At 33.9% G+C, this 13071-nt stretch carries 11 protein-coding genes; 10 read left to right on the forward strand and 1 reads right to left on the reverse strand.

Features of this window, described 5'->3' with window-relative positions:
• Window positions 1-37: 37 nt before the first annotated feature.
• From NEF87_RS15150 to NEF87_RS15185, 8 genes are all read left to right on the forward strand, one after another.
• Entirely contained in the window at window positions 38-658 is a 621-nt protein-coding gene (locus NEF87_RS15150) for a hypothetical protein (RefSeq protein WP_457916464.1), read from the forward strand.
• Window positions 659-790: 132 nt separating this feature from the next.
• Entirely contained in the window at window positions 791-1930 is a 1140-nt protein-coding gene (locus NEF87_RS15155; protein ID WP_457916465.1) for an SIS domain-containing protein, read from the forward strand.
• 18 nt (window positions 1931-1948) lie between these two features.
• Entirely contained in the window at window positions 1949-2983 is a 1035-nt protein-coding gene (locus NEF87_RS15160) for a carbohydrate kinase family protein (RefSeq protein WP_457916466.1), read from the forward strand.
• Window positions 2984-3169: 186 nt separating this feature from the next.
• Window positions 3170-4330, forward strand: coding sequence for an amidohydrolase family protein (locus NEF87_RS15165; protein WP_457916467.1), 1161 nt, complete (start codon window positions 3170-3172; stop codon window positions 4328-4330).
• Window positions 4327-5739: an MFS transporter gene (locus NEF87_RS15170; protein ID WP_457916468.1), complete on the forward strand. Its 1413-nt coding sequence runs from the start codon at window positions 4327-4329 to the stop codon at window positions 5737-5739. The genes NEF87_RS15165 and NEF87_RS15170 overlap by 4 nt, the downstream gene beginning before the upstream one ends.
• A 196-nt stretch (window positions 5740-5935) precedes the next feature.
• A complete protein-coding gene (locus NEF87_RS15175; RefSeq protein ID WP_457916469.1) occupies window positions 5936-7657 on the forward strand; it encodes a radical SAM protein in 1722 nt (573 codons plus the stop codon).
• Between the two features lie 49 nt (window positions 7658-7706).
• Entirely contained in the window at window positions 7707-8204 is a 498-nt protein-coding gene (locus NEF87_RS15180) for a hypothetical protein (RefSeq protein ID WP_457916470.1), read from the forward strand.
• Between the two features lie 85 nt (window positions 8205-8289).
• Window positions 8290-8667 carry a hypothetical protein gene (locus NEF87_RS15185; RefSeq protein WP_457916471.1) on the forward strand — a complete coding sequence of 126 codons (378 nt, stop codon included), beginning with the start codon at window positions 8290-8292 and terminating at the stop codon, window positions 8665-8667.
• 83 nt (window positions 8668-8750) lie between these two features.
• Here the strand turns inward: NEF87_RS15185 and NEF87_RS15190 are convergent, their stop codons facing one another.
• Window positions 8751-9881: a hypothetical protein gene (locus tag NEF87_RS15190; RefSeq protein WP_371802243.1), complete on the reverse strand. Its 1131-nt coding sequence runs from the start codon at window positions 9879-9881 to the stop codon at window positions 8751-8753.
• 143 nt (window positions 9882-10024) lie between these two features.
• Here NEF87_RS15190 and NEF87_RS15195 point away from each other — a divergent pair, with 143 nt between their 5' ends.
• Complete coding sequence (locus NEF87_RS15195; RefSeq protein ID WP_371802244.1) at window positions 10025-10735, forward strand: archaeal proteasome endopeptidase complex subunit alpha; 711 nt, start codon at window positions 10025-10027, stop codon at window positions 10733-10735.
• A 221-nt stretch (window positions 10736-10956) separates the two neighbouring features.
• Window positions 10957-13062, forward strand: a complete 2106-nt coding sequence (locus tag NEF87_RS15200; RefSeq protein WP_457916472.1) for a tetratricopeptide repeat protein — start codon at window positions 10957-10959, stop codon at window positions 13060-13062.
• Window positions 13063-13071 lie beyond the last annotated feature (9 nt).

The following is a 13071-nucleotide window of genomic DNA, read 5'->3' on the forward strand; positions in this document are numbered from 1 at the left end:
AAATGAACTATATACGTTTTGTTTGAAAATATAATTTATGGGAGAAAAAATCACGCTTCCAAATTTTAAAGCTGAAGAAAATGTGCCAAAGAAGCGTCAAGTGAGTATTCTTTCAAAATACCAGAGCTATCCTAGAATCATAATTAAATCGATTATTACTCTAATAAAAAAGATAGATCAGAAAACTGGTGAAGACACCAAATATAAATCAAATTACTTTTTCAACACACCTGATGGACCCATTACTGTCAATGTAATGATAGAGTCTTCTGGGGGAGAAAAAATTGGGTTGATGATCCCCTTTATGAAAGATTTAGGAAATATTTCTAAAGCTCAAGCGATATTCCACTTACTTCAGATGCAGACCGGTTTAGATCTGGCTAAATTAGATAAAGCAATTCTAATATATCCTATGGGATTGATAGGACCTCATGGTAAAATTGGACAAATACTCGAAAATTACTCTGATAATCTTATCATTGTGAATCTTTCTGATGAAAAATCTCAAAAAATATTAGATTTGGCAACAAATCCATTTACCGTTGAGGAATGGCTGGAAACCGATTTCTTTATTTATATCCTAAATCAATGTTTTCCAGGTCAATCTATTGAGTTTCTTAAAAAATATTTATTGAATATGCCGGATCATCCATTTTAAAATCGAATATATTTCATATATCATGCAAATCTTGCATTTTTTAGCATAAGATTATCAATTTAATCATAGAATATAAGTTTTCAACATCTATGAATGTGTTTTTAAACATCTATGAATGTATTTTAAGCATCTATGAATGAATTTTTAGAAGAAATTTTGTCGCAAGGGTTAGCATTACAAAGAACTCTAGATTTTATTACAGATAATATGAATGTCATTTTTGGGGCTATTAAAAATCTCGTGCAGAAGAAGTCGATTTCAAGGTTTGTATTTACTGGGATGGGGTCTAGCTATTTCAGTTGCTATGTTCCCTACTATATGTTAAAACAAAAGGGTATAAATGTGGAAATGCTCGATTCTGGAGAGTTCTTACTTCATGGCTTTCCAGAGAATCCAGACGTGATTTTTCAAAATACATGTATCATTATGATCTCACAATCTGGGGAATCTGGCGAGATTGTTGAATTACTTAAAAAATTTCAATCTTTAAAAATAAAACCTCTGATAATTGGAGTTACTAATATGCCTGAAAGTTATTTAGCTACATTTTCTGATAAACAGCTTTATTTGAACGCGGGTAGCGAAAAAACGGTAACATCAAAAACATATGTGTGCTCCCTTTTAATCCTTTATTTCTTTGCAAAAACAATTATATTTGAAAATTTTTCCGATGAAATTTATTTGAAGGAAATTGCTGCTGTGATTAACAATGTTTCTCAATTGTTACCCTCAACCCATTCTTCTCAACTTTCTCATTCTTTAAAAAATAAAAGTCCAATCATTCAAGAATTCGAAAAAAAATTCGGAAATGATTATAAATTCATTCAAATAATGGCAAGAGGCCCTTCTTTATCAACTGCATATCAAGCTGCTTTGAATTTCAAAGAAATTGTGAAAATCAAGTCTGAAGCTTCATCATTGTCCACTTTTCGACATGGTGGAATTGAATGTTTGACTGAAGACTCGAAGTTAATTATTATTTCATCTTCTACCATCAATCATAAGTTAGACAATCATTTTATACGAAACCTGATAGATAAGTGGTGTTTTGGGAGTATATTCTACATAACCACACAAGAATTAAATTTGATAGATGAAGAAATTCGTACTCATCCTAAAATTATGGTATATTCGAATAAAACGCAAGGCACTTTTTTGGCTCCCATAGTAGAAATAATAACTTTACAGCTAATTGTGTATAACACAGCAGTACAAAGAGAATTAATCCCCGGTATTTTTCGATTTACCCAGAAAATAACGCGAGGATTATAATTTCTAATGGTGAATTCAATGGTTCAGAAGAAAATAGTATGTATCGGAGATGTTGTTCTGGATATTCTTCCCTCAATCCTTCCAATAGCAAAAAATGAAATCCTATTGGATGGAGAAACTTTTGTAGATTCTGTTTCTTACCAAAAAGGCGGGTGTGCTGGTAATTTTTCATGTGTGTTAAAGTCAATTATGCCGATGGCAGAAGTTTCTTTAGTTTCACGTGTTGGGAGAATACCATATAGTGATTTTTTAATTAAAGAAATCGAAAAATTTGGTGTTATCCCCGTTTTTCAAATCGATAATGTTGAAAGAACTCAAGTCACTATGGCTCTCTCTTATCAAGATGGACAAAGGCATTTTCTAACCTTTCTAGGCGGATTAAAGAATTTTGTTATTGAAGATATTCCCGAAGATATCTTCAAAGATGTACATCATCTTGCTTTTCGGGGAATCTGGTTTGCAGAAAAACTATTATTAAAATCTGAAGAATTCATTAAAAAAGCGATTGCATTGGGTGTGGATGTTTCCATAGATTTAGGCTTTGATCCCTATTGGAATTTGCAGAAGCAAAATGAAAAATTTCAAGTAAATGTAGGTAAAAGACGTTCGGCTGTAATGAAGACATTAAAATATGTGAAATATCTCTTTGGGAACGAAGAAGAAATCACCCAATTAATACATTCTGAGTCTTTAGATGCTGCTATACATGAAATCCTAGATATGGGAGTGAAAAACATCATCATCCACCGTGGAGATAAAGGGTGTCGGATAATTCAATCTTCAAAATTGAAGCCAATGAAAGACTTTTCATCCATAAATATCCCTGCATTACAAGTAGAAGTAAAAAATCCTGTTGGTTCCGGAGATACTTTTGATAGCATATTTTTAGCAGAAATATTGGAAGGAAAACCAATAATTCCAGCTGCTGCATTAGCTACAGCAGGTGCTGCCTATTCATTGATGAATTCTGCTGGAAATATACTCTCTATGGATGTGATTGTTGAGTTTAGTTCTCGATTTCCCGAATTGACCCCATTTTTAAATTACTCTTAAACTTGAATAGATTTTTTTTTTGAAATCAGTGTTCTTTGACAAATTACAGTTTTGGAAGTTTTTCGTGATATTAGGATAAATTTCTTAGTTAAATCTTGCCCACTTATGATTCCTTCATGTTGATCGGTTTTTGAAATCTCTAAAGTTTTTTAAATTGAAAGAAGAAAGTGTTTTACATTGATTGTTATGATAGGTGAAAACAAAATTCTTGATTGCCATATCCATTACTCTTTACCTATTAAACCACAAGATTTGATTGAGACGATGGAACTAGCCAATACCGATTTTGCAAATTTGGTTATCGTTCCGGATAAAAATCGCATCTCATCTGTTCCAGATGCTTTGATGCTAAAATATCAATATCCCACAAAGTTCTTCGTATTTGGATGCCTGGATGTTTCACAATATTTCATGCACAATAAGTCTGTTGGGAAACAATTTGTCAAATATGTTAAAAGAATACAACTTTGCGGATGTGATGGGATCAAGATGATTGAAGGCAAACCTGATTTGAGGCGCACGGTGCCAATTCCTGATTTTGATAAACGCGTTTGGGAACCTTTTTGGACTTTTGCTGAAGAAATTGGTCTACCAATCCTATGGCATGTTAATGATCCAGAAGAATTTTGGGATGAATCCAAAATACCTTCCTGGGCTAAAAATCAAGGATGGTTGTATGGGGAAGATACAATCAATAACGAAGTACAATATACGCAAGTCTTAAACGTGTTGAAGAAACACCCTAAGTTAAAAATAATTTTTGCTCATTTCTTCTTTATGTCCGCGCAGCTTGAACGATTATCTGAGATTTTCGATAAGTTTTCAAATATTTATGTTGATTTAACTCCTGGAATCGAAATGTATATCAATTTCTCCAAAAACCAAGAATCTGCAGTTCAATTCTTTAAAAAATATCAAAATCGGATTCTTTATGGAACAGATATTGGCGCGAGGTGTGTGATATCAAATGACTTTGAGTTAAATAATAAAGAAAGTACACATCGATCTACGCTTGTTCAATCATTTTTATCAAAGCAAGGGCAATTCACTGTGAAATCAGATGGAGATTTTTTAATTGGAATTGAAGATTTTCAATTACGTGCTCTCAATTTACCTCCACATATCACCAAGAAAATATTCTATGATAATTTTTCACGGATTGTAGGTAAAAAACCTCGTACAGTCAATCCAAAGATGGTAATTAAAGAATGCAAAAGAATCAAAACTATGATTAGAGTCATGTCACTCATAAAAAGAATTAAGATTGCTGATTACTCATATGCTAACCAAGTAATCGGTTTTTTTAAAAAAAATAATTCTAATAAAAAAAAATGGAGATTCCAATGAAAAAGATAACTAAGAAAAAGCTTCCCTTGTATGCACTGGCAGGTTTCGGACCCAGTTTGTTAGGAACCGTACTCGGGGTTTATTTAATTAATGCCCTAATTGTTGAAGGTTTTGGGGTCGATGTAGAAAACTGGACGTATGCAAATAAAACATTAGTGGTCACAGCCGTGTTCAGTGCCCTTGTTTTATTTGCTAAAATTATTGATGGGGTTGCTGATATTCCTTTAGCTGCTTGGACTGATTCTTTAAAATCGAAATGGGGAAAAAGACGCCCTGCTATAGTGATAGGTTTTATTCCCATGGTTCTTACCTACACGTTGTTTTGTTTTCCGCTTTCAAATGACGAACATAGTATGCTAAATACCATTTACTTTGGGATTTTGCTTGCATTATATTTCACCGCATACACTTTAACCTTCGTGACTTATTATGGTACCTATTCAGAAGTCACTGCCTCATCGGATGATCGGATATCATTATCAAATTGGAAAGCCTTTTTTGATACTGTTTCATATAGTGTTGGATATGCACTAATTCCTGTTTTTATTGGTTTTGATATCAATATTCGCATCATAGGTTTAGCTGGAATACCATTAATGTTTACAATGCTAATCGCATTATTCATGTTAAAGGAAAAATCAACGTTACCTGAAGATGTTGTCAAAACAAAACAAGATCTTGAGCATACTGAAACTTCTGCTCTTGTTGAAGAAGAAGTTGGGTTTATGGAAAGTGTCAGACTCACAACCAAGAATAAAGGGTTTATGATTTGGTTGTTTGTAATGGCTGCGTTCTTTTTTGGTCTACAATTATTTTTGGCAGGTCAAAATGTAATGGCATCAGGTGCCATGGGATTGAATGGCTGGCAAATCGCTGTCCTCAATACAGCTGCTTTTGCACCTGTTCCCTTGATGATTATTGTTTATCGGAAAGTTATGAAGAAGAAAGGGTTTCGGTTTGCTTTTCAGTCGGCGCTCCTTTCTTTTGCTTTAGCTATGCTTACTTTCTCCATTGCATATGTTGAATGGATTCCCAGTTTGACAGCCAGGTTAATAATTGGAATTGCGGGAGGAACAATTGGTAGTTATGGGATTTGTGCATTTTTCTCTGCTCCCTATTTTATTCCTTCACAGATGGCAGCAGAAGAATTAGCTGCAACTGGAAGGAGTCATCCATCGATGTATTTTGCAATGCAAGGCTTATTTACAGCTGTCGTGGCGGCAATCAGTACGAGCGTCGTTTGGCTGAACATTCGAGGGTTGATCGTTGATGGTGAAGAATTCTTTGGGGTTCATCTCATGCCTTTCGTTGTTGCAGGTGCTTGTGTTGTCGCAATAATTATTGCCTTTTTCTTACCTAAATCTTTCAGTCAACTTGGACGCATGGAAAAAGTGCAGCTAAATGAATAGTGCATAGCACGACAAAATACCCATAACCTTCGGATTTGCTTTCTTTTCTTTTTTTCATCTTTTTTCATTTGTGTTAATACAAATGCTTAACAATTTATACCCCATCGGGAATTTTATTACTTATATGCAAAGGATTTAATTTTATCCATCTATTTCTTTATTAAATCGCAAGATGCGTAATTTGGAAGCAATTTAAATGACACAATCTGATCTAATACGAACAACCACTTCGATTTGTCCCGAATGTATGCAACCTATCACCGCGAAAATAGTCGTGGATTCTTCTAAAGGAGAAAATGGATGGGTTATGATGATAAAAGAGTGCGCTCAGCATGGAGAATTTCAAGATATTATTTCAAAAGATCCAGCACTCTACAAATGGAAAAACACATACGCTGATGATTTAGATTGTAAATTTTCAACTAAACCCATTAATGGAAATCAATTTTCCGTACAAAAAGGCTGTCCCTATGATTGTGGACTATGTACAGAACACCAATCTCAAGCCAATCTTATGATAATCGATGTTACTAATCGTTGTAATTTGAGCTGTCCAATCTGTTTTGCAAATTCAAATGCTTTAGGACGTATCGTTGAATATTCTTATGAAGAAGTTGTTCGGATTATGGAGCATTTTATTGCTCAGAAGCCTTATCCTGCCGCGATCGCTCAATTTTCTGGAGGAGAGCCTACATTGCATCCTCGAATTATTGATATTTTAAAAAAAGCCAAAGATCTCGGTTTCCAACACCGAATGATTAATACTAACGCTATAAAAATGGCACGATCCGTTGATTTTTGTCGCGAACTCAAAGAAGCGGAATGTGGTGCGATATATTTTTCCTTTGATGCTGCCAGTGCTAATTCTCCCGAAGTATATAAGAAAATCCGAGGGATGGATCTCACAAATATTAAACGAAAAGCGGTTGAAAATTGTCGCGAAGTTGGCTTAGATGGAATTATGTTAGTGGTGACAGTAGCAAAGGAGTGCAATGATGGTGAAATTGGTGCAATCATGGAATTTGCGAAAGAAAATAACGATGTTGTTGCTGGTGTCATTTTTCAACCTGTTTCCCTTTGTGGACGTATTACTCTTGAAGATTTAATGAATCTTCGTTATACAAGCAGTGATTTGGCTAAAGAACTGTCTAAAGTCACCAATGGTGCCTTAGATAAATTCTATCCGTTAGCAATGTCGAGTAAATTAACTCAATTGTTAATTTGGTTCTCTGATCTGCCTGGTTGGTCTATTTCTGCTCATGAAGATTGTGGGTGGGCTACTTTTCTACCGATCCAAAAAGGTGAATTTGTGCATATAAGTGAATATGTTGAAGTGGAAGGACTTATTGAATGGGCCAATGAATGTTGGGATATGGTGTCAAAACGTCAAATTCCTCAACCCTCTTCAGGATTAAGAGGTTTAAGACCTTTTGCAGATAAACTCGGTCTTGGGCGTGTTTTTGATGCGTTAAGCGAATTCACTGATACTATGACCGATATTGCCTATCGCAATGCCATGAAAGCTTATTTTGTAGCTGGCACTATGAAACATCTGAAGAATTTTGAAGCGAAAAAATTGTTTGAAGATCCTATTTACAAATATATGTTGAATTTCATTAATGATGTGCGCATTGAGAAATCCAAACAACTTCTTGAACACGGATTGCTTATGGTAGGTTGTATGCATTTTCAAGATGCCTACGATTTGGATGTGGAACGAGTGAAACGATGTGTTGTGCATTACGGTACTCTGGATCCCGAAGATCCGCAGAAAGTCTTGCAGATCCCATTCTGTACATTCAACACAATCCATCGAGAAGGCATTGAGAAGGCATGGGCAGCGAAGTATTCTAAGCCCATTGATAAATCTGCTGACGAGCATGCGAAAGAAGTACAAGCGCTCGAGAAATCAATTTAGTTACTTACTCCTTTCCCTTTTTTTAAAAAAAATTTGTTGGTTAAATTTTATGTCCAAACCTATAGAATTGAATAATTTGTATGATTTTTATGTTATTCGGTTGAATGGATTGCCCATTTTTGCCGGGTGTTCAGGAACCGATTATTGTCAAGGTCATGTTGCCCAACATCAATTACATGCTGGTTTTTTTTCAGCATTATATGCTTTTGCAAATGAAGCATTTCAAGATGTTAGATTAGAGACAATTTATTTTGATAAGATTCAAATGAACCTGTTGATATCGGAATCTGATAATATAATGATTATTTTCGTTCATCATCGTTCCAAATCCTTGCAGAAAATTCGTGAATTAATGAATCAAACTTGGGAAATCTTCAAACAAGACTACATCCCGAAGTTAAAAGAAAATCAGTTCCAAAAGGATCTCTATAAAGCTTTTCTTGAAGATTTGAAAAAACTCAAGGTCATTTTACCTGATAAAGATCCCTTTGACATTCGAGAAATGTTATTAGAAGGCTTAAAAAACCGTAAGATTCCTGCTCAATAAGAATATGCACTTATTTTTTTCTTCGATTTTTAACTGAAGTTGAGATTCCTATAGATTTTAATGATGTGAATTAATACTAAAACCTATGGGGTTTAATATTGGTCGCGCGCTGATTGTTGGATTTCTGTATTATATCTTCTCAATTATTATCATATTCCCATTAACACCAATTTTTCCCGATTTTATAATACTCGTTTGGTGGATGACTGAGATGTTCTTTGTCTTTCTACTAAGCAACTATATATATTTTCGAAAAAGTAGTAATACTAAGGGCATAGATGGCATATACTTGGGCCTATTTTTAATCGTTCTGACCTTTATATTTGATATTCTATTTTATATATTTGTGATGGGAGAAGGATGGCTGTATCTTTTACATTGGGCTCATGGAATTCGATACATAATCTTAATTATAGTTCCGTTTTTAACCGCACTTCTTAATAACCAAAGCTATTATTATTAATTTGATGAATAAATTAAAAAATACATCCATTATGCTATTCAGTTAAGATTGAATGGTAAAAAACTTTTTTTCCTTTGTCCTAATTAAATCTTTATAGATTTAATAATAAAACTCCTGAAGGGTTCTAATATTTGGGAAAGGGGTAAATCATCAAAAATATCCACCCTTCCCTTCAAATCTAATTCTAAAATTTTGACAGTTTCCTCATAAAAGCTCAATTTACGAATAATCTCCTTGATATTGGTAGGCAATCCTCGCATCACTAAATCTAAAGGATCTTCAACCTGATAATCTGCGAATTCTTGAAAAAGCTGCAAGAGAAAAAGATCGAAGGTTATTCGATGAAGATCTGCACTGCTGTAATAATGATCTTTGAATTCATCCTTGATTATTTCTATTGCATAAGCAAGGTCTTTGATAGATTTGTCTGCTTGCTCTCTTACTTTGTCTTCATCTTTAAGATGGCGATAACACATAGTTTTAATCAAGTTGTATTCGGATAACATATGCAACAAGCGTGCATTTACATTATTCTTTAAATTACGAAATGATTCGCTATATTCGGGGGTATCCTCTAATTCTTTTTCCAGATTTCTAAAGAATAACGCTACTTCACGCAAGTGATCGATAGCAGGTTGATATTTTTTTTTTTGGATGAAATCGTGCAGTTCTTTTATATGACCTTGATAATCAAAAATTGTGGTATCAAATTTTTGAATCGCATCAAGGATTAGTCTCTCTGCTCGTTCGATTCTCCCAATCTTTTCAAAACATTCTCCCGCTCGAAGCAAAAACATTCCACTCGCTTGTCGGTATTCTTCTGGGTCCACCTCTGAAAATAATTCCGCTACTTCAATAAAAAGGTTGCCAGCGCTTAAAAAGTCCGAATTTTTGTAGTGGAGATCTGCTAAGGCTTGTTTTAGCTTCGCCAACTCTTCGGGGATATCTAAATATTCAATTTCTGAAATGGTATTCCGAATTTGTTCCATGATGAGTAAAATCTGAGATTCGCTAGTGACAAAAGAAATTAATTTGTTAAACACTTCAGAAATTCTAAGATATCGGCCAGTATTTAAGAAGATCTCTAAAGCTTTTACATAAAGGTGAATAGAGCCTCGAATATTGCCCTCTTTACCTTGAATTTCCCCTTTAGCCATTAAATCTTGGGCTCGAATTAGTTCCGCTTGATCATCTTCATCAAAGGAATCGTACATGATTATTTTAGTTAAAATAGTCTATTTTATTTAGTTTATTTTTTTACAACTTTTATCTCAATTGCCCAAAATTTTTTAGAAGAGTTTGATTTATAACTCTATAAGATATCTAAGAAAATATCAATTAGGACTGACTAAAAAAAATGATGCGACGCGGCGACGATGCAGGTTATGACCGATCTTTGACAATGTTTTCCCCCGAAGGTCGATTATACCAAGTGGAATATGCTTTAGAGGCAGTAAGACGAGGAACCTTAGTGATAGCTCTTAAATCAAAATACGGAGCGACCTTAGTTACACGAAAGAAATTTACAAAATTGATGGATTCTTCAACCATTGAAAAAATATTCCAAATGGATGAACATATGGGATGTGCAATTGCTGGGTTACACGCAGATTCACGGATTTTGGTGGATTATGCTCGAGTTCAATGTCAGGTACACCGACTTACATATAGTGAACCAGTCAGAATTCAAACAATTACCCGAAAGTTGGCTGATATCAAACAACAATATTCCCAACACGGTGGAGTACGACCTTTTGGTTCTTCTCTTCTAATTGTGGGAGTAGATCCTGATGGAATGCCCCGAATCACAACCACAAGCCCAAGTGGGACTTATTGGAGCTGGCGTGGAACCGCTATGGGACGCAATTCTGATGCAGCTCGGGAAACTTTAAACAAAGAACTCAATGATGAAATGTCTTTGGAAGAGCTAGTCAAATTAGGAATCAAAATTTTGAAGGAATCGACCGATGAGGAATTTGAAGATGAAAATCTTTCAATTGCGACAATATCGGCAGAAGAACGCAAATTTGAACTCTTGAAATACGACCGAATTAAAGCCTATCTTTAATATTTTTCTTTTTCTCTCTCTATTTTTCTTTTCTTACGTTGTTTCTTAATTCGAGGACGCTAACTTTAAATTCCTTGGAATTGATGAATCCAGAATAACTGCTTCATCATATCACAAGAATTTTTTTTGTTTTCATTGCTTGCAGTTTTTAATAGGATTAATAGGATTGAAAAATAAGTAATAGTTAAATAAAGAAATATAACAGAAAATAAGCGAAAATTATGCTCTTTGACCGATTAAATCAAGCTAATTACAAATTAAGAGATAGTAGTGGAAAAAAGCACTCTGATATGAAATTATCTACAGAATCTCTTTTAAAACAATTTTATCAAGGTAAATTTGAAGAGATACTTATTTGGATTAAATCGATCAAGATGAAGGATATATCAATTAATGAAAAGATAGATTTATTTCTTCTTCAAGCCCAATGCCTTAACAAAACTGGTCAATATGAAGATAACTTAAATTTTCCCTCCTCATTTAAAAAGCAATTTGGAGAAATTTCAGTACCAAATGAGATCGAAGTTGAAATTTTAGTAATTCAAGCCGAAGCTCTTCGCTTTTCTGGAGACATTGAACAAAGTTTGAACATAATATCTCAATGTTTAAAAATCATTGAAAATAATTCTTTTAACGAAGATGCGGAACAATATTATCTCGGATGCCTTTTCAATCTTCGAGGAGTTCTTTTCTATCGCCAAGGAAAATATCAGTTGGGGCATGATAGCCTTACAAATTCGTATGAAATCAGGAAAAAGAGAGAATTTGCTCCAGATATCGCTGCCACTTTAAATAACTTGGGAAATATTTATGCTTTGAAAGGTCAATATTCGAAAGCGATGGATTGTTACAAAAAAAGTTTAAAGATTAGCATAGAATGGGGAAATAGAAGGGATATTGCTCAGTCTCTCAATAATATTGGAACAATTTATCATGAAAAAGGGGAATTAGATAATTCTTTAAGTTATTATTTTCAAAGTCTGAAATTTAGTGAACAAATTGGAAATAAAGCAGATTTAGCCATTGATTATCAAAATATTGGTGAAATTTATGAACTTAAAGGAAAACTTATTCAAGCAATATCTTGTTATAATAAATCTCTAAATGCCAGTAAAGAAAGTAAGTTCAAATTTGGCATAGCAATGTCCCTTCAAAATATTGGATACATCCATTATATGAAAGGAAATTCCATTGAAGCCAGTAAATATTACCAAGAAAGCTTATTACTGCATGAAAAAATGGGAAATAGTATTGAAACAGGTCTAGTTTTGTTCAGACTTGTTAGAATTTTTCTTGAAATGGATCACATTGAAAAAGCAAGAAAATTCTTTCAGAAACTCGAAAAATTGAAGGAATATGAAGAAAATAATTTCATTGTTTTATTTCATAATGTAGCTCATGCCTTACTATTGAAACAAAGTAGTAGGTTCAGGGATCTAGCAAGTGCCATGAATATTTTTGAAGATGTTATTAGAAATGATATAATTTCTCACGAGATAACTGTGAATTGTCTTTTAGGTCTATGTGAAATATTATTAGTGGAATTAAAAGCCACGGTTAATGAAAAAATCATTGAGGAAATTGAAGATTACATCCAGCTATTGCTGAAAATTGCAAAACAACAGAATTCTTCACTTCTTTATGCAAAAACGTATTGGTTGCAAGCCCAAATCTCATTAGTTAAACTTGATCTAGATGTAGCACGGCAAAAACTCACCAAAGCACAAAAAATTGCCCAGCAATATGGATTAAGTAATCTTGCCCAAAAAATCTCCAATGATCACGATCGATTGATAGAGCAACTAGATCTTTGGAACGATTATAAAACAGAACAAGTTTCGATTGGTGAACGAATAAAATTTGCCTCTTTAGATAAAAAATTGGCCGAATTAGGCAAAGATCGAAAAGATTTAGAAGAAAAAATTGCCTTGGAAGCTCCAATTTTCTTTATTATTATGCGAAAAGCAGGAACTTCTGTATTTTCCATGAGTTTTTCCACCCAGTGGGATCTGAAGGGGGGCTTATTTGGATCATTTTTAAGCGCATTTAACACGTTTAGTAAAGAAGTTTTTGAGGAAAAGCTGGATCGAGCCAAATTTGGCGATTTTCTGATTCTTATGAAATCTTTAGAATCCTTTGTGGTATGCTATGTTATAAAAAACAATTCCTATGCAGCCCAACAGAAATTTCAAAATGTGTTAGAATTAATTCGAACCAATACAGATATTTGGGCAGTACTAAAGAAGGCGGAATTGTCAGGGCGCAATCTTTCAAAATCGGATATCCCTGAATTAGTGGCTCTTATTAATGAGAATATGATTGAATGAGGCGTTTCT

Origin of the sequence: Candidatus Lokiarchaeum ossiferum (assembly GCA_025839675.1) — an archaeon.
In the GTDB taxonomy this organism is placed as follows: Archaea; Asgardarchaeota; Lokiarchaeia; order Sigyniarchaeales; family Promethearchaeaceae; genus Lokiarchaeum; species Lokiarchaeum ossiferum.